General features: G+C 57.5%; 18 protein-coding genes. 11 read left to right on the plus strand and 7 right to left on the minus strand.

Translation table 11 applies throughout. The features are described from left to right. The first annotated feature begins 75 nt into the window (after positions 1-75). The 3 genes from VFE46_01645 to VFE46_01655 all read left to right on the plus strand — a co-directional run bounded on the left by VFE46_01645 (position 76) and on the right by VFE46_01655 (position 2,485). On the plus strand, positions 76-1,668 hold the full coding sequence (locus VFE46_01645) for a hypothetical protein (protein HZZ26683.1): 1,593 nt from the start codon (positions 76-78) through the stop codon (positions 1,666-1,668). A gap of 113 nt (positions 1,669-1,781) precedes the next feature. Continuing rightward, complete coding sequence (locus VFE46_01650) at positions 1,782-2,030, plus strand: hypothetical protein (GenBank protein HZZ26684.1); 249 nt, start codon at positions 1,782-1,784, stop codon at positions 2,028-2,030. A 2-nt stretch (positions 2,031-2,032) separates the two neighbouring features. Continuing rightward, positions 2,033-2,485, plus strand: a complete 453-nt coding sequence (locus VFE46_01655; protein HZZ26685.1) for a PIN domain-containing protein — start codon at positions 2,033-2,035, stop codon at positions 2,483-2,485. 26 nt (positions 2,486-2,511) lie between these two features. Here VFE46_01655 and VFE46_01660 read toward each other — a convergent pair whose 3' ends face one another. Next, entirely contained in the window at positions 2,512-3,132 is a 621-nt protein-coding gene (locus VFE46_01660; GenBank protein ID HZZ26686.1) for a 3'-5' exonuclease, read from the minus strand. 115 nt (positions 3,133-3,247) lie between these two features. Between VFE46_01660 and VFE46_01665 the strand changes: the two genes are divergently transcribed. The 3 genes from VFE46_01665 (at position 3,248) to VFE46_01675 (ending at position 4,495) form a co-directional block, all read left to right on the plus strand. Then, positions 3,248-3,568, plus strand: coding sequence for a hypothetical protein (locus VFE46_01665; GenBank protein ID HZZ26687.1), 321 nt, complete (start codon positions 3,248-3,250; stop codon positions 3,566-3,568). Between the two features lie 31 nt (positions 3,569-3,599). Further along, the gene (locus tag VFE46_01670) at positions 3,600-3,782 is read left to right on the plus strand and encodes a hypothetical protein (GenBank protein ID HZZ26688.1); all 183 of its coding nucleotides are present in this window, start codon (positions 3,600-3,602) and stop codon (positions 3,780-3,782) included. Between the two features lie 161 nt (positions 3,783-3,943). After that, a complete protein-coding gene (locus VFE46_01675; GenBank protein ID HZZ26689.1) occupies positions 3,944-4,495 on the plus strand; it encodes a hypothetical protein in 552 nt (183 codons plus the stop codon). Positions 4,496-4,517: 22 nt separating this feature from the next. Here VFE46_01675 and VFE46_01680 read toward each other — a convergent pair whose 3' ends face one another. Continuing rightward, positions 4,518-4,754, minus strand: a complete 237-nt coding sequence (locus VFE46_01680; protein ID HZZ26690.1) for a helix-turn-helix transcriptional regulator — start codon at positions 4,752-4,754, stop codon at positions 4,518-4,520. Between the two features lie 136 nt (positions 4,755-4,890). Here VFE46_01680 and VFE46_01685 point away from each other — a divergent pair, with 136 nt between their 5' ends. Continuing rightward, positions 4,891-5,016 (plus strand): hypothetical protein, encoded by a 126-nt coding sequence (locus VFE46_01685; GenBank protein ID HZZ26691.1) that lies wholly within the window; start codon positions 4,891-4,893, stop codon positions 5,014-5,016. Positions 5,017-5,357: 341 nt separating this feature from the next. On the opposite strand, the gene VFE46_01690 is transcribed toward VFE46_01685, so the two are convergent. The 4 genes from VFE46_01690 to trfA all read right to left on the minus strand — a co-directional run bounded on the left by VFE46_01690 (position 5,358) and on the right by trfA (position 9,381). Further along, positions 5,358-6,056 carry a hypothetical protein gene (locus tag VFE46_01690; GenBank protein ID HZZ26692.1) on the minus strand — a complete coding sequence of 233 codons (699 nt, stop codon included), beginning with the start codon at positions 6,054-6,056 and terminating at the stop codon, positions 5,358-5,360. 1,715 nt (positions 6,057-7,771) lie between these two features. Beyond that, the gene (locus VFE46_01695; protein HZZ26693.1) at positions 7,772-7,945 is read right to left on the minus strand and encodes a hypothetical protein; all 174 of its coding nucleotides are present in this window, start codon (positions 7,943-7,945) and stop codon (positions 7,772-7,774) included. Continuing rightward, positions 7,896-8,237, minus strand: a complete 342-nt coding sequence (locus tag VFE46_01700) for a hypothetical protein (protein HZZ26694.1) — start codon at positions 8,235-8,237, stop codon at positions 7,896-7,898. Before VFE46_01700 ends, VFE46_01695 begins: the two co-directional genes overlap by 50 nt. After that, positions 8,209-9,381, minus strand: a complete 1,173-nt coding sequence (gene trfA, locus VFE46_01705; GenBank protein HZZ26695.1) for a plasmid replication initiator TrfA — start codon at positions 9,379-9,381, stop codon at positions 8,209-8,211. Before trfA ends, VFE46_01700 begins: the two co-directional genes overlap by 29 nt. A gap of 511 nt (positions 9,382-9,892) precedes the next feature. On the opposite strand from trfA, the gene VFE46_01710 reads away from it, so the two are divergent. Both VFE46_01710 and VFE46_01715 read left to right on the plus strand, forming a co-directional pair. Continuing rightward, entirely contained in the window at positions 9,893-10,621 is a 729-nt protein-coding gene (locus VFE46_01710) for a ParA family protein (protein ID HZZ26696.1), read from the plus strand. After that, on the plus strand, positions 10,614-11,015 hold the full coding sequence (locus tag VFE46_01715) for a hypothetical protein (GenBank protein HZZ26697.1): 402 nt from the start codon (positions 10,614-10,616) through the stop codon (positions 11,013-11,015). The genes VFE46_01710 and VFE46_01715 overlap by 8 nt, the downstream gene beginning before the upstream one ends. 47 nt (positions 11,016-11,062) lie before the next feature. On the opposite strand, the gene VFE46_01720 is transcribed toward VFE46_01715, so the two are convergent. Further along, positions 11,063-12,640 carry a hypothetical protein gene (locus VFE46_01720; GenBank protein ID HZZ26698.1) on the minus strand — a complete coding sequence of 526 codons (1,578 nt, stop codon included), beginning with the start codon at positions 12,638-12,640 and terminating at the stop codon, positions 11,063-11,065. A gap of 849 nt (positions 12,641-13,489) precedes the next feature. Between VFE46_01720 and VFE46_01725 the strand changes: the two genes are divergently transcribed. Continuing rightward, positions 13,490-14,455, plus strand: coding sequence for a DNA N-6-adenine-methyltransferase (locus VFE46_01725; GenBank protein HZZ26699.1), 966 nt, complete (start codon positions 13,490-13,492; stop codon positions 14,453-14,455). A 15-nt stretch (positions 14,456-14,470) separates the two neighbouring features. Further along, complete coding sequence (locus tag VFE46_01730; protein HZZ26700.1) at positions 14,471-16,606, plus strand: hypothetical protein; 2,136 nt, start codon at positions 14,471-14,473, stop codon at positions 16,604-16,606. The last annotated feature ends 20 nt before the right edge of the window (positions 16,607-16,626 follow it).

Below are 16,626 nucleotides of genomic sequence, written 5' to 3' on the forward strand. Positions count from 1 at the left end.
CAACAGCGGATCCGCAAAATCGCCAGCGCGCTGGAACCGTGGTGTCGAGCCGGCTCGCTGGTGTTTGAACGCACCATGACCAGCTCGGTCACCACCGCCTGGGGCGTGGACTGGGACGAAACGCTGATTGCCCGCGACCTGATGCAGAATTTCTTCGACGCCAATCGGGAGCGCTTGGAGGAAGTGGTCGTGCAGCATGACGCTTCGACCGTCGCGGTCACGGCGCCGACGCGCTGCGTGCTGGAAAGACTGTTCTTTCTGGGCAGTGAAAAGGGAGAGCAAGACATTGGCCAATATGGAGAGGGTTTCAAAGCCGCCACCACCTGTCTGTTGCGCGATCATCGCACGACGCCGATTGTCGCCTCGGGCAACCGCGTGGTTTGCCTGCGGGTCGCGACCGAGGCGGTCGCCGACAGCCGACTCATGTTTCCCGTGGAATATGATTTTTACCGCACGAAGTCAGAAATTCCCGGAACCGTGCTGGTGCTGGATGGTGCCTCACGAGACTTGATCGCCGCCATGCGGGTCGGCCTGCAACATTTTTTGCACGACCAGAACCCGCTGTTGGGCGCGCTGCGCTGGGAGCATCATTCGGGAAACTTTTCCCTGTACGATTCCACGGATAAAGACGGCCATATCTTCTACCGCCGCTTGAAGCGCGGCCAGATTGAGGGAGTTCCGGTCATTTTGGTGATTAACCGGGAATACGCGGAAATCGAGCGTAAAACTCGTCAGGATCGTGACCGCAAAGCCTTTGGAGAGGAATTGATGCAGAAGTTCTATGACGTGTTTTCCAAACACGGTTCCAGTAGCGCGCGGATCGCCCAGCACGTGATCGTCGAAGCGGCCCGTCCGTTCTGGGAAAAAGGGCACCCGCTGCTGCGCGCCGTGGCCAGTGGTGCTCACTACTATGCGGCGTGGCCGGCCGAGTTAGTCGCGGAAGTGTTCGGCAACCGTTACTATGCCCGCAGTCAGCGCAGTCACGATCAGGCCCAGCAGTTGCAGTTCGAGACGATTGAGAGGTCGTGGCAATCGCAAGGCTGGCTGGGGTTGCCGTCTTATTTTCGCCAGTTTGGCGTGCCCTCAGCCGACGAGGAGGTCAAGAAGGCCAAGGACGAGGCGGATCGTGAAGCCCGTCAGCAAGGAAGTCGTGGTCCCACCGTAGCGGAGCAAGAGTGTCTCCGGCTGTTGAACCAGGTCCTGCACGATTTGAATCCGGCCACCGCCCAGGTCTTTGAGCGCGGCACGACAAAATATACGGTCGCCAAAACGGACGTGCTGCTTGGACAACTGCGCACCGCCCGCAGCTATCATTCCCATGAAGTATTTTTTGCGGAATCGGTGTTTGTCGGCGACTTCTCACACGCCCTGGCGGTCCACCTGCACGAGCACAGTCATATTTTCGGCTACGATGGCAGTCGCGGGTTCACCGACGCGCTGACGGAACTGATTGAAGCTGCCGTGGCGCATCGGGGCGATTTTGACGACTATGAGGCGCGTTGGAATCGGACTCGTGATGCGGTGCGATCGGAACGCGAACAACAAGGGATAGCCAGCCCAGAGGACGCCGTGGCTGCGCGACTCGCGAAGCTGAGCAAGGCGCAATTGCGCGAACTCGTCGGTCGAGTCCCGCAGGGCATTCTCAAGAAACTTTTCGATGATCACTAAAAGCACTGGCGCCCAATTGGCATCGAAGAACCCTTGCCGTTGGATGTCGCGCCGACCGATTGTTCGTGCAACTTTCCGGCGATTGTGGTAGAATCACTGGTGGAGGCAGATCAATGAATTTGATATTAACTTTACCCCCGGAAACCGAAGCCAAGCTCAAAGAGCAAGCTCGCACGCTGGGCAAGGCGCCCGAAGTGGTCGCTCTGGAAGCGCTCAATGATCGCTTGGCGAACGACGTTGAACAGCAGCCAACGCTCCCGCCCGACCAGTGGCGGCGGCAATTCAATGCTTGGCTGGGAAGTCTCAAGTCCCGAAACCCCAACGTGGATGATTCCCGAGACAGCATCTATCCGGACCGATAGCCATGTTGATTTTGGTGGACACCAGCGTCCTGGTCCGGACGGTTGAGCCGGGACATGCCCGGCATCTTGACGCCACCGCCTCGCTGCTCAAGTTGAGCGATGACGGCCACGCGCTGTGCGCGGTCCCCCAGGTCTATTATGAGTTTTGGGTCGTGGCGACGCGGCCCATTGCGAACAACGGATTGGGCATGACGGCGGACGAAGCAAAAGCCTCGCTCGAAAACCTTGGCCCGCCGCTATTTCGTTTCCTGCGCGATGAGCGGGCGATCTACGAACCGTGGTACGAACTGGTGTCGAGGTACCAGGTTCTCGGGAAGCCGGCTCATGACGCGCGCCTGGTGGCCGCCATGCTGCGGCATGGCCTGACGCACGTGTTGACATTCAATGGCAGGGATTTTACGCGGTACAATGAGATCGCTGTTCTGGAGCCCGCCGCGGTCATTGCAACATCATGATCGTTCGTTGCCCTTTAGGATTTGGCTCAAGCAGCCCGCTGAATCTGGGATTGCTGGTGTTTTGTCAACGCGCGGTACAGTCCAATCGTCGCCATCACATCGGCCAGGGCCTCGTGGGCGCTGGCGGCATGGAACGGCACTCCGAAATACTGGCACAGCGTGGCCAGCTTAAAATCTTTTGGCGGCACGCAATCCACTTCGCTGAAATACCACATCGCCCGCTGGAGTGTGCAAAGCACTTGCTTGCGAGCCGGCAAATAAATCCCCAATCGCTTGTACCAAGCTTGCAAGAACTCGCCGTCGAAACTGGCGTTGTGGGCGACCAGCTGGGCGACTTGGTATGCACTGCCGCTGGCGCCGATCATGGGAACGGTCGCGTGGCGGCGCAGGAATTCGGCGAATGACCGGGCCACATCTTCCGGTTCCCTTCCCTCTTTGGCCCAAATGCCCGGATGGTAGTGATTCTTTCGTAGGCTGTTTTTATTGGCTCGTCGCTCGTCGAAGCGGAGCTTGGCTTCAAAGGCTTCCAGCGGTTCTAGCGTTTCATCCACCGCCACGGCCGCAATTTGAATGATGGCATGGCGCTTGGGGTCCACGCCGGCGGTTTCTAAATCGAACGCGATCAGTTTGCGCGCACCTGCTTCCATGCGCCGATGGTCTCACAGTTTTTGGTGCTACTCAAATCGGGTTCACAAATATTTTTGAGTAAGGATCGGTGTTGTGGCATGATGCGTTTTGTCAACCTGTTTTCAAGGAGGAAGTATGGAAACGACGACGGAGAAACCAACCAACGCGAAGCACAGCCCGAAGCTAATTAAAAAACCCAAACCCAATGAGCCACATCAGGTGCTCTCTGCCGGCAATATCGAGATCGCTTTGTGGCTCAGCCAGACGCCCACCGGCATCACCTATCCGCAGTTTACTTTGAGCCGTACGTTCACCAGCCAAAGTACCGGCCGGCAAGCGGCCTCCAGATACTACGACGACACGAATGAAGCCGAACTTTTGGAAGCCATTCGCCAAGGCGTCGCCGCCACGCGGGCGCTCAGGGAGCGTTTAGCCGCCACTCGCAAGGCTGCCTAATGAAGCTGCCAAGCATGCTTGATGGAGGATCATGACCGGACCTGACGTAGAACAAAAAAACTCAATTCAACAGCCGGCGAGCGAGACTGCGCAATCGTCACTCACAGCGCAGCAGCAAACCGATCTCAATGATCCACAAACGCAGGCCCGCTACTGGGAAGAATTCAATGCTCAGATGCGAAAGCTGTATTGTCCCGGCTGCGGAGAAGGTTAGCCGCGGCTGCATTTACCGAATACATGCTGCGTCGCCGATGCGCATCTTCGGGGCCCCTTCACATCACAATGGCTTGCCGTTTCGCACATCGCCGTGCTAACTCTGGAAGCACTGCTTCGGGCTGTTAGGCCGAACTGTCGGACCGAAAATTTACGGAAGACATGAATGACGTTTCGCGCGCGAACTTTGGCCTAGTGATCGCTTTTGTGATCCCAGGCTTCATTGCTTTGTGGGGACTGGGCAACTACGAGCCGGCCCTCGGCGATTGGCTGGGTAGCGCCTCGGTTAAATCCACTTCGGTTGGAGGATTTTTGTACGTGATGCTGGCGGCCATCGCGGCGGGATTGACGATCAGCACCTTCCGCTGGCTTACCATTGACCGGCTGCATCATATGACAGGCGTTCGTCCGCCAGTGTCGGACTTTTCCCGGCTCGGCGAGCGCGTGGAGGCGTTTCAAGTGTTGCTCGACGGCCATTACAGGTTCTATCAATTCTACAGCAACGGTCTGACAGCACTGGTGTTCACTTACCTCTCATGGCGCATGACGCACGCGGTTACGCGAACCGGCGACCTGTGGCTGGACGCCGGCTGCTTGGCAGTGGCAATAGTGTTTTTCCTGGGTTCGCGCGACACGCTGAAAAAATACTACCAGCGCGTCGAAGGGCTGTTGAATTCAGGGCCTAGCGGTCGCTACGGCCAGGATGATAACTAGCTTCGATCCCCGCTTTCCGCCGTCACTCCAGCCCAGCCTGTCTTAAAAAGGTACTGAGGCGAATCCCGTACAGCCGGCAGAAATCCGCCAATTCCACCACATCCAATCGCCGTTCCCCCGACTCGATCTTGGAGACGAACGAGGCGTGGGCATCAAATTGCTTGGCGACCTGGACTTGCGTCAATCGGGCCGATTTGCGGGCCGCGCGCAGTGCCACCAGCATCTGGTCATAGCGGGTCGTATAGCGGGATTTGGACATGGACGCTGGCCGTGAGTGTTGCCAAAGCCTAGACGCGCCGCTAGAATTTCCCAAAATAGGAAATCCCGATGTTGGGAAATCGTATTTCCAGCGTCGCCGATCAGTTCCCTTTCCCCTTTTGCCTGGAGAACGTGACATGACCAACGGCATCGGCCATCCCCCGGCTAACCCCAAGAAATCCGCCATCACGAAAACTCGGGCCCAAAACGCGGGCACCAAGAAAGCCAGCCAGACGAAATCTGCCGCCCCCAAGGAAAAATAAGCCGTTTGCGACCGCTCCTTGACAGGCTGCCGCCCAGTGGCACAATGAATTGTCGTTTGCTTCGGCGAACGATCTGGCCCGTGGAGTACCTGCCCCACTTCACGGGCTTTTTCGTGCGCGCGCAAGAGGCGCTAGCGGAAAAATTTCAGCGCCATCTTGGCAAGCAGAAGCGAGCGGAACACAATGCGGCAAACTCCTTTGCGGTATTGCCTCGCAGGCACTCCGTGGAAGCTGGTCTGCCAAGTCCAGGGATGAATTTGGCGGATCGTTTTGCAATCGCTTGGAACACATGAAAACTGTTGGTGGCTCCCCGGTTCTCGCGCATGTTTGCACGATCAGCGTCAGGCCGCCTGACGCTGTGTCCCCTCTTCCACCGGCTCAAACACCTTGACGATGTCCCTGCGATAGCGGAATACGTCAGCCGGAACTCGGTTGTAGCCCGCGGTCCTTCGCTTCTGGTTAATCAAAAACAAGAGTTTTAATAATTGCTTGCGGACCGGTGCGTAGGGTTCGTAGGGGATCAAGCGCAGCTCGGCAGAAAGCCTCTCGACCGACCAGTTCCAGCGCTCCGCGAGGAAATATGCTCTCAAATCCCGATACGCTTCGCGGCTGATCAGCACCCGCACCCGATACTTGCCGTCGGGTGTCGCCACATCGTCGCCGGAGCCGCGCTTGAGGAAATTGCCACGTTTGACCCACTGCGAGTAGCCGACCGCTTGGATCGGGTGCTCACGCACGTCGCGAATGTTCTTCGCTTCTTCAACTTTGAAGAGATGGTCGCCGTGCGTCGCCAGTAAAATCCACCGTCGCTCGAATCGCAAATAATGAACGTTTGCAAGTCCCGAGAGCTTGCGCCGGGCTCTTTGACTCCGCGAGATTTCGACCCCGTACTTGGTCATGAGCTTCTTGTCGATCTCGCGCGGGTCTTTTCCTTCCGGCACGTAGCCCTGTACATAGAAGTAATACCCGTGCGTTAAAATGTTCGTCGCAAGTTGCTGGACGAACCCCTTTTCACTTGTTGCCTCGTACCTGTACTGCATACGCTGCACCTCCTTTTGAAGAGCCAGCGAACCATTTCGCAGACTCTTAAAAAGGGGGAAGCCATCGGCTTTCCCCCAGCGCAAATCCTTGGCTCGAAGCTTTTTCCATAGCGCTGCCGAGTCGTTCGACAGACGCTTTCGATTACGTCAAAAGCTCCCAGAAACCTCCACGAAAACCAAACCGTAGACGTTCTGGAACACCTCTTTTGAATGCCAACGCCGCACGGTGGCGGCGTGCCTGCTAGTTTCCTAGCAGCACGCCGCCCGATTCCATACGTGTTGCATCCTAAAAACCGCGAGATGAACGCCATCCGTGCAAAGGCACACGTGTGGCGTCCACCTCAACTCGCCGCCAAAGGACTGTTCCTCGCCAGAGGAACACTCGTTTGACCACTCTGCTTCCAACCAAGGAATGCCCAAGGCAGCGGCGGCCCAAAGCCACCGTGCCCTGCGCACCGAATCTTCTGACTGGCTCTAGGCCAGTCCCCGCTTTCGTCGGCTTAGGTATCGGGTTACCGGCCCGATACAGCACGATCCGTGAGTGCCTTCCCACGACAATCGCCAAGTGCATCACCATGCTTCCGCATGACAGCGCACTTGCTTTCTACTTGCGGGCCACTCCCAGACTGCTGCGTTTGAATTACCTGGTTGATACCAGGCGCCGATTACCAATCGGTAGCAACAGTCCTTCCTGCGTTAGCCATTCTCGTTATCTGCATGATCTCGTGGCTAGTCGGTGTGACCCGACGAGGCCAATCGCTCTATGCGGAGCCGCCAGGCTCCCATACTTTCCGCCATGTGAAATTTTGCACACGGCGATTTCAAAGTGCCGAAACTAGAAGCGCACTTTTACCAAATGAGCATTGGCCGTTCACCGTGTCGTGCAATCTATTGGCTGCACGACACCATTTCGGCGTCGACTTCATGCAAACTGACCGGTAAGCGCTTTCGCGCCTTTCCACGTTGAGCTATTTGCTGCCCAAGACTTGCTTGGGACACCGGAGATCTCACTCTCCGGCACGGCACATTGCTATGCGCATGACTCCCGTGACCGGCGCGCGTTAAACGGCCCACTATGTGGGACCGAATCCCGCGGGTGGATTTGAACTGCTAAATGAATGGCAGCTCTCACCAACTTCGAGGATGACGGGTCGCCGGCTGGCGACTATGTCCGCATCGCCCTGATTCAACAACAACCAAGGTGAGAACCTATCGGATAGAATCGTGAGATTACTCGTCTGGGCTACAAAGCCAGCCGGATTACTTCACGAAGCCTCCATCGAGCACGAGCAAGCATGTCTCCATGCACTCGGCTCTACCGGCAGAAAGCGTGACGGTTGGTAAATCTCCGTCCCCTTAGCGTGGTTGGTAGCCACGTTTACCGGGTGCTGTCCCCAATCAGAAGACCGTTTCAAAGCTCTACGAACATTGAAAGTCGAAGGGTATCCGACCCCTTCTGTGCCCGAATATAGCGCAGCCCCGTAAGTTACTCAAATTTTTGCGTAGCAATCGCAGCCGCGCTATGCTCCGACATGGACCACAAAATCATGCTCGGCTATTTGAAAGCCCGCCGCCGCGCACGTTGGACCGCGAGTGAATGGCCCTTTCGTCTGGCTGTCGTCATTGTTGCCGCAGCGATGTTGATGCGGATCGTTTGGCGTTAGCCTTTAGCACCGGGCGCGGAGTGCAACTCGATGGGCGGTCCAATGCGGTCCCTAATTCAACCACAGCAGCCAGCAGCACTCGCCAGCCAGCAGCACAATTCCGGTCAGCAGGATGCCCAAGAAGGCCAGGATGAAAAATAGGTTTTCTTGATAGCGTTGCCACCAGGAGCCATGCTCATCCGGTTGGATCGACCGCACGCTGCGTTTGGCAATCCAGTCGTTCATGTTCTTCCTGCTGCGCCGCCTTCAACGGATTCGCAGACTCTGAATTCACTACTTGCTGCCGTCGAAGATATGCTTGGATCAATCCCAGCCGCAACGCCTCATATGCCGGTCCACCGGTCGATTGCAGATGCCGATAGCGCTGTTGCGCAAACGGTGCAGCCGCGGCGACGGCGGCGTGTTCCAGCTCGCCGCACCGCTCGCCAGGCAGATGGGCTAGATATTCGCGCAGCTTTTGGAATTCATGGTTCAATGCGTCGGCGGATTCAACCTGGGCTGGGGCGCGATGACGCACCAACGTTGGCGATTCGTTGATTTCCGCTCGCTCGCTCAACAAACCGCTTGGCCACCACGTAATTCTTGCGAATCGCATTGACCAAAAACCCCGGCGCGTTGCGGCTGATCCGTTGGTCGGCGCGCCGCACCAGCCAATCGAACCAGGCGAGTTTTTCGCGGATTTGTGTTTCTGGACAAGAAGCGACGAGATTATGAGCGGTTTGCGAATGGACGCCGCGCTGGACCAATTCGTCAACCAATGGATTGGATTGCTCGGGTTGTACGGCACCGTTTGCCACAGCAGTTTTTTCGGCAATTTCAATCGACCAGGCGCCGGGCGCTTGTTTGCTATAGCGTGGCGAGTGGATTACGCCGACCGTTTGTAGTTCGTCGAGCGCCGGCTTGAGCCGAGCTTTGAGTTGGCCGGTGTCATAGTTCCGCGACAGGCCAATCTTCTCGAAGGCGAACGTTTTGAGGTCAAACGTCCAAACAGGCCGGTGGTAAAACCGCTTGGTCAAAAACCGGTAGGCCCGCTTGGCGGCTGGCCGCTTGAGCGACCGATACACGCCGAAATCGAGCCGGTTCAAATAACCACTCTGGAAGCTCTGAAAGAAGGCTTCGTTCCACATGAAGTAACTTTCGTCACTGTCATCACCGGTGGCCTTGCGCCGGCCGTCTCGAACGCGGAAGTAATCGATCACCCCCAGGGCTTCGCGATCGGTGAACACTTTTTTGGCGTTGTCCCACCAACCGCTGGTGTAGTAAATCGAGACGCCCTTCCAGCGGCACAGCGATTCTTCCAATCGCTCATAAGCCCAACTGCGGTTCTTCCAGCCCAGGATTTGAATCAACTGGTGCCGAGTGAAGGAAACTTTGGACTGCGTGAAGTTGTTGTGCTGGGCCGTGCGCTGAATCAGGCCAAACAGCACCTCATCGTCGATGGCGGTGGGCAAGCCAAACTTGTCGCTGCCGCTGACGGTCACTTTGCGATGGATGATCTGGCCGGTGCGCCAGTCCTCAATCGTGTCCTCGAATTCGATTGTCTTGACGCCAGAGGGCGCCTTGTCGCTGAGTAGTGAAACCGGGAATTCCGCGAGGTTCCCGTTATCAATCGCCGCCTCGAATTCTTTGGGATGGCGATTTACCGATGAATTGCTTTTCATGCCCCCTTTTCAAAAATCCCAACAACCGCCTGTTGTTGTTTTTTATTTACAGTTTGAACATAGATTACGGACGGGATTCGCCTGTCGTTTCGCTGACTTGCGGCCGAAAGGCTCGCCTGAATGCCGCGTATGGCGACAAATCTCTCGCCCGAATGTCCAATTGCCTCGCCCGAATGCTGTATCGTTTCTCGCCGCAATGTCGTACTCCCTGTCAAAAAACTCGCCGCAATCATGTATGTCTTTCGGTTAAAAAACTCGCTCCAATCGCACATGAACATTTCCCAAAAACTTCAAACGGTTTGAAGCAGTTTCGGCAACGCTAACGCGCGGCTAGCGGCTGGCGCAAGATGTTTTTTGAAGGCTCTAAATGAATGTCGGCTAGCCGGTTAACTTGCCAGCCAGCCGGCAAGCTTGCTGACAAGCTGACATGAATGCCTGCCGGAAATCTTGCTTGCCATGTGGACTGCCTGATTGCTTGTCGGCTGGCATTCCAGGCAGTCTGCTGAAAAACATGCTTGCCAGATTGCCGGCAGGCTGGTATTTGCCAGATATGATGATTTCGGTGACGAATTTTAAGGGCGGGGTCGGCAAGACGACGGTTGCCGTCCATTGTGCCATGTGGTGTGCCAGCCAAGGGATCACAGTCGGTTTCATTGACGGCGATACACAGGCCTCCAGCAGCCAGTGGCTCGCCGAAGCGCAACCCGATTTGCCGTGCCGACTGGTGACGACGCCCGAAGAATGTTTGGCCGCCGCGCGAGAATTGTCCGACCAGTGTGATGTGATCGTCGGTGATGGCCCGGCAGGATTAGGAGAAATCAGCCGCACGCTGTTAATCCTTTCGGAAATCGCGATCATTCCCGTCACTCCCAGCGCGCTGGACATCCGCAGCGTCCAGCAGGCGATTTCGGTCCTCAAATTCGCGAAAGAATTAAATCTGGGCCGGCCTGAAGGCTGGCTGGTTCTGAACCGGATGCGAAAGCGAGACACCATTAGTCGCGAGCTGATCGCCACCGCGCCGCAACTTGGTCTCCGCGTTGGTAATACATCGATCCGCGATCTGCAAGCCTACCGCGACGCCGTACAACAGGGGACAGTCGTGATGCGAATGGGGCTACGGGCCGCTGGAGCGGCACGGGATATGGAGCAGCTTTTTCAAGAGATTCTTAGCGAGCGGTTGCGCGGAATTGTCGGCAATCGGAATCAATCCATGAACTTCAAGAGGGCTCAAAATGGCTGACCGGCGTTCTTTGGCACAAGCGATCGAATTGACGCCCAGCACCTTGGCGTTTATCCAGGGTGGAGCGGCGGCAGAGCCCAGCGAAAATCAGTCCGCTATTGTGTCAAAGCCACTAGTAACCAAGCAACGCGGCACTAAACCGCGGAAAACGCCACTGGCCGGATCGGCTGGAACCAGCAATGGGCAATCCAGCCAGCCTCACAGTGAAATCGCCCCCGAAACGCCCGCTGTCGAAACGATCTTAGCGTCGCTGACGACCCGCATCCGCCCATCCACCGCCGAGGCTTTGCGACGTTTTTGTCTGGAAAACAAACTCCGTCGGCAAAAGCCGGACAGTGTCCAAGAAATCGTCCAGAATTCGCTGGATGGATGGCTCAAAGCGCATGCGTCGTGACGAGTTTTTGCGACTGACAAACCATCGGCTAATCCGGCGACGTTTCACTAGCTGTAGTGATCCCAAATTCTTCGGGCTAGGCTTGCGAAGCCGCCATGTCCGTCGAACCGAGGCGTCGCAGTCCGTAGGGCCGCCTCCACGGCAACCGTGTGGCCGTCGAAGGTCCAACCAGTCCGATCCAGCAAAACCGATTCACTTCGTGAGCGGGTCTTGACGGCGCGCCGCAGTGCTGCCCGGTAGTGACTGGGAAGTTGATGGCCTGTCAGGTGGTGGTAACTGGGGTCGATCGCCGTGACAAGAGTGCGCGCAATCAGTTTGGAAATCCGCGGATGCTTTGAATCTGCCCGCACCGCAAGATATGTCGAGCCGTCGATGCCGTGGGGTAGGGACAATAACCTCAGCCGCCGCACGGTTTGCTCGTCATCGTCCTCCAGACGGGCAATTCCCACATGGGACAGGAAACCAATTGTCCAAGCGGCCGCGCCTTGGGCTACCATATGGACTGCTTGAATGGGATCAAGTGAAAAGGGATCGACGATCGATAGCTCTCGCACCAAATCGGCGGTACTGCGCAGCGAAGCTTCCGTCTCAAGTGTTGTGGCTCCCTGCAATCTGGCCATTTGTATCGCCAGCGCGGCCAACGCATGAGGGTGATTGGCTGAAAACGCCGGACGCAGGGCAGGAGTTTTCCGCGCCGAAACCAGGCGCTGAAACGCATCCATCGGCCATTGAGACGCAGCTTCTTCCCCCGCAATATCAACGAGCCGCTCGGGCTGCTGTGGATTGATGACTAAGACGGTTGAGTTGCTGGAAAAAGGCAGTGGCTCACCGAGGGATGGACTGTACAGAGGCGAATTCAAGTACTCCGGCAGCCACGGCTGGTCCAATAGGATGATGTCAAATTTTACCTTACCCGATAAGAACTGTTCGTGGGCATCCAGATACCGGATCTCGGCAATTTCGATTTCAATTTCCCGCCGCATGGCCAGTGCCGCGCTGCGAATCAGGGAAATCGCTCGGCGAAAATAATTCGACCATTCCCGGCGATACGAATGGGTCAGTCCCAGCCTGAGCTTGACCAGGGCTGTGCTTCGCGGCCAGTGATGAATGCCCGCGACCAGCGGAATCGCCACGCGCGACAGATCGGCAATCTCTCGACGCCCGATGAGGCCGTCCAGAAAATCGCGAACCAATTTGCCGTATCCGGCTTGGCCATCGAACCAGGCAGTTTTGCCTGGATTGCCGAGTTCGCGAATCAACCGCTCCACAATCGGAACGTGTGGATGGCTAGCCGATGGCAGCAGGTGTTCCAATTCCCTGCGCACGCTGGCCACATGGCGGCCTGGATGCGAGGCGGTCGTGCCAAATGCCGCCATTCCCAGCGCCGCGAAGGCGACCTGTTTCGCGTGCCGTCCGAGAAGATCCCGCGGTGGAGTGCCTCGACTATCGATCGACAGCCCACCCAGTAGATCCGATAGCACTTCGATGGAATCGTCCTCATCCGGTTCCTGCTCGATCTCCGGGGCGTCGATCCGAGCGATGATATTCTTGGCGGCGTCATCGAACCGGATTCTGGCATCAGGCTTGATCAACCTCGACTGACCTTGAAAACGTGCTCTACGCATGGAATTCTCGCTGGTTCTGATTCCACCGACGGCTGCGCGCCGGCGACGTGCCTGGGCGGATCATTCCTTTCATCATTTCGCAATCGCTACGTGCGGGCAAATCCTGCGGCGGCAATTACTTCAGGCGAGCGGTGAAAATTGTTTTTCGAAAAGTACACCGCGGCCACATGTAGTAGGGGCCTGTTGCTTGCCTCATTCGCCGGGAAGGCGAGTGTTCGCTGGTAACACGGCCAGGAAAATGCTGCGTGCAAGGCAGCGCTATCTTGGCAAACAACCTCCCCAGTGACGGCGGCTGCAAGATCAGTCGCAAATCACTCGCCAGCACCACTCCGCGAAACCGTCGCGGTTAACGTCGCTATCCAACTCCCCAATGAAGAGGGTGAGTCGGCGGCAACGCTCCGCAGATGCCGCGCCCGTGCCGGAGGCACGGGAAGAACGTTGCCGTCCGCCGCGAGCGGACCAGTAAAACCGAACACGAACACTCGCTGTGGAACGATGGCACAACAGGGTGGAAAACACAAGCTGATGCTAGAGGAAATGGAACCGCTCCGAGCCATGCGTTTTGATCGAACCACATCGAAAATCGCCGTCAATCAACGGATGCACTGCTAAAGCAGTCAATATATGAACCAGGTCAAATTCAATTTTGGAAATGATTCAGGATCAGACGCTCCTGCGAACGGAAGACCTCCCGGTCTGACAGCGGACGAGCAGCCACCGGGACAAAGCCAGGAACCGAGCCTCGATGGAGTGATCCGACTCCAGTCACCGGTCAGCTACGCGGCCCCTGCAATCGGCGAGATCGCGCGCGGCACAAGTGAAATCGCCGAACCTCGATCCGCATGGGTTTTGGCCGATGGTCTGCCAAAACAGCTTTCGGTAAGCGAGCTGGGGCAACTCTCGGTCAATCGGCGCCGGGAGCTCTTGTTGCGGCACCACAGAGACTTCATCCGTGGCTCGTTTTTAATGTTGCTCAGCGCGCGAGCCGCAGGCGACGTTTTGCTGTTTGAGAAGAACGAAGCTGGGCATGGCAATTGGCTGACATCAAGCTTCCTGCGCGGGTCGGGATTAGATGGGCGGACCGCCCAGCGGTACATGCAAATCGCTGGGTACTGGGAGCCGCTGCTGGCGCTGCTGGCCAAGGAACGAGGGTGGGCAAAAACGACATGCGTGTCGGATTTGGAGATTTTGGTGGAGTTATTGCAGGACGTGAGCTTGAACCGAGCTCTGTCGCTCATTCTCAAGTATCGCATCAAAATCGGCGATCTCTCGCGCAGAAAGACTAGCTCAGCGTCGCGCGGCCCCGCCGATGAGCAGTGGCTAACGCCATCGCCGACTGTGAAGGCCGTCCAAGCATTTCATGGCACGATCGACCTGGACCCTTGCGCCGAAGAAACCGAGCGGCCCCACATCCCAGCTCGGTTCCGATACACACGTGCCAATGACGCGCTGCCAACATCGAGTCCGTGGAATGGCAAAGTATTCGCCAATCCCGGCAGTGATCGCCATGCCAGCCTGTGGATTGGCCGCGCTTGTTATGAATTCGCCGAGAAGCGGACGGTCTCCGAGGCCACCTTACTCCTGCCGGCGACATCCGATGCCAAGTGGCTACAGTACGTGGCTCGGTTTCCACGCGCGTTCATTCGTCAGCGGCAATCGGTAGTGTTTCTAACCAGCAAATCTCGCCGGCGGCGCCGACTTCCCTTTGCCTTGATGGTGATTCTCTTGGCCCCGCACGAGCGCTGGGATGCTTTCGCCGCGATATTTTCACCCATTGCCGATGTTTTTCTACCGTGGAACCAACCCAATTCCTAATGATGAGGCGAGTATATGTTGCACCCAAACGAGATCAAACGGCTCAAACGCCTGCGTGACGGCGTCGTCCGCATAGGAATTGTTACTGGTGGCGCATTCGCCGCCTGCGCCGAGCGACCCGAATTGCTCAACGTGGACGTGCTGTTGATTTTCGATGCGGTCAATGAATTGCGGATGCGCGTGCGCGGGGACTCGCGCGTCCGCACATTTGCATTTCCATTGGGCGCTCGCCATACCTCCCGCACGCTGGCTCGCCAGGCCACCAAAGCAGTCCGAGTGGCCCTGAATCGCTGTGGCCGGATGGATGCGTCCACCGGCTGCGGTCAGATTCGGGAAATCGGCGGCTTAGCGATGGACGATGTGATTCAGTCTCCTAAATTCGACCAGTTTTTGTCCGAGTTGATCGCCGTGATTGTCACCATTGCTGGCGGTGCCCTCAATAAAGTCGTGCTGGTGTCGTTGCGCGGCGCGTCGGGCGGAACTGGTTCCAAAGCGGGGCAAGTCGTCGCGGCGGCCATTGGCGAGGCGATCGTTCAGGCGACCGACAGCGTGGTGATCAACGACGATTTCTTGCTGCATTCGCTCACGAGTATTGGCCTGGGTCCGCGCGTCTTGACCAATAGCGCGGCCGCCACCGTGGAATCCGTAGCACAACTCATTTCGCCGGCGCTGAATGATCGCATCGTGCCACAACTCAGCCTACTGGAAATTACTCCCGTATTGCGCGACCGCCAGCTACGCGATTCGCTGGTTTCCCAAGCGCTGGAAGCTCGAAATTGTCAGGACGTCGAGGCATTTTGCGCCACGGTTGCCTCGAACGAGGCCGGCAACGGCCCACTGAGTAACGCAGCGCTGTTAAAGGCGGACTTTTTCCGACAACTCGATCCACAATTGATCGTCCGCCCGGCAGTCGCCCGCGCTTGGGCCGCGGAATTAGTGTCGGCCGAACAGGCCGCCAACGCCCATCAGCAGCACCTTAAGCTCTCGACCAAGGAGGAAATTACACCCTTCCAGCGGCCCTCGATCGCCGCCATTCTGGAATCGGCCCAAGACGAACCCGACCAGGATGACATTATCGATCAAATCGTCATGCCGGGGGCGGATCTGCGCTGCGCCGTCGAGGCGATCTTATCCACCGGGGCCAAGCTGGACGCCACGAATGCCAGCAGCACGTTTGCCCAAAGTCCAAACGACCTCGCGGAAACGTATCAACGGTTCTGCATCCAGCGCGCGATCGATCGCGTCGCGCGCGAAAAGTTAGCCGAGTTGGATGAACAGCGGTATACGCTCGACGACGAAGTTCAGCGGACAATGTCGTTGGCCAAACGTCTGCTGCGGGCAGTGCAAGGCCGTGGCTGGACACATCTGCTCATGGGATCATTTTCCAGCGACGCTAGCACACACCAGCGGCTGTTTGATTCGGCGCGACGCCTACGCGCGGTCTCTGACGACCTGCGTCTGGTCGAGGCGCGAATTGCGGCTCTGGAATATGCGGTGGCGCGGGTCGCGGAACAGGAAGAGGTCTTGGTCGATTGGGTGGGCGCCACCGTGGCGGCGTTGAACCGAGTCGCCGGGGAATACCCGTGTGATGAAGCTCACCCGCTGATCCAGCCCTGCGCGGTGGACGACCGCTGGCAGGAAGTGTGGCTGTTGCAAAATCTTCCCTTGGCCGAGCAGCAGAAAATTGTCGATTCGGGCGTGAAAGAGGTGACGGAGTTGGGTTTGGCGAGAATTGTTTCGGCGACTCCCAGCCGGCTGGAAATCGCCGCGCACAAAATTGTGGAAGGCGATTTTGTGCATCGCGGTCCGCCGTACGGAGGCGCCCCGCGCAGCGATCGCGGAGTCGTGGTGCATGTCTTGCCGCCGATGCCACTGCACGCGCGGGCGCAGTTGAAAGAGATGATCAAACGTCTCGACCCGGCAAGCGATGTCGCCTTCGCGGAAAACGGCGCTGGCCGGTGCCACATTGGTTCGCCTAACCTTTCACCGCGTTTCGGACGTCGCCGAGCTGTTTCCGGGAATGCTGCGGCGAGAGTTGGACAAGTTGCTTTCCGCGCCCAACCGGCACCTGTTTCTGAGCGATCCGGAAGGTTCGACCGGCGCCATTGGAATCAGCCGCAACGGCGAATTGACGTTCGGTCCGATTCCTGAACCCGTGGAGGAGGAATAGT

It is taken from the genome of Pirellulales bacterium (assembly GCA_035656635.1).
Lineage (GTDB): Bacteria > Planctomycetota > Planctomycetia > Pirellulales > JADZDJ01 > DATJYL01.

What these genes read in the sequence shown, in the direction of transcription:
- VFE46_01645 (HZZ26683.1), top strand. Translation starts at nt 76, where the DNA reads ATGACCAGCTCGGTCACCACCGCCTGGGGCGTGGACTGGGACGAAACG.
- VFE46_01650 (HZZ26684.1), top strand. Translation starts at nt 1,782, where the DNA reads ATGAATTTGATATTAACTTTACCCCCGGAAACCGAAGCCAAGCTCAAA.
- VFE46_01655 (HZZ26685.1), top strand. Translation starts at nt 2,033, where the DNA reads ATGTTGATTTTGGTGGACACCAGCGTCCTGGTCCGGACGGTTGAGCCG.
- VFE46_01660 (HZZ26686.1), bottom strand. Translation starts at nt 3,132, where the DNA reads ATGGAAGCAGGTGCGCGCAAACTGATCGCGTTCGATTTAGAAACCGCC.
- VFE46_01665 (HZZ26687.1), top strand. Translation starts at nt 3,248, where the DNA reads ATGGAAACGACGACGGAGAAACCAACCAACGCGAAGCACAGCCCGAAG.
- VFE46_01670 (HZZ26688.1), top strand. Translation starts at nt 3,600, where the DNA reads ATGACCGGACCTGACGTAGAACAAAAAAACTCAATTCAACAGCCGGCG.
- VFE46_01675 (HZZ26689.1), top strand. Translation starts at nt 3,944, where the DNA reads ATGAATGACGTTTCGCGCGCGAACTTTGGCCTAGTGATCGCTTTTGTG.
- VFE46_01680 (HZZ26690.1), bottom strand. Translation starts at nt 4,754, where the DNA reads ATGTCCAAATCCCGCTATACGACCCGCTATGACCAGATGCTGGTGGCA.
- VFE46_01685 (HZZ26691.1), top strand. Translation starts at nt 4,891, where the DNA reads ATGACCAACGGCATCGGCCATCCCCCGGCTAACCCCAAGAAATCCGCC.
- VFE46_01690 (HZZ26692.1), bottom strand. Translation starts at nt 6,056, where the DNA reads ATGCAGTACAGGTACGAGGCAACAAGTGAAAAGGGGTTCGTCCAGCAA.
- VFE46_01695 (HZZ26693.1), bottom strand. Translation starts at nt 7,945, where the DNA reads ATGAACGACTGGATTGCCAAACGCAGCGTGCGGTCGATCCAACCGGAT.
- trfA (HZZ26695.1), bottom strand. Translation starts at nt 9,381, where the DNA reads ATGAAAAGCAATTCATCGGTAAATCGCCATCCCAAAGAATTCGAGGCG.
- VFE46_01710 (HZZ26696.1), top strand. Translation starts at nt 9,893, where the DNA reads ATGCTTGCCAGATTGCCGGCAGGCTGGTATTTGCCAGATATGATGATT.
- VFE46_01715 (HZZ26697.1), top strand. Translation starts at nt 10,614, where the DNA reads ATGGCTGACCGGCGTTCTTTGGCACAAGCGATCGAATTGACGCCCAGC.
- VFE46_01720 (HZZ26698.1), bottom strand. Translation starts at nt 12,640, where the DNA reads ATGCGTAGAGCACGTTTTCAAGGTCAGTCGAGGTTGATCAAGCCTGAT.
- VFE46_01730 (HZZ26700.1), top strand. Translation starts at nt 14,471, where the DNA reads ATGTTGCACCCAAACGAGATCAAACGGCTCAAACGCCTGCGTGACGGC.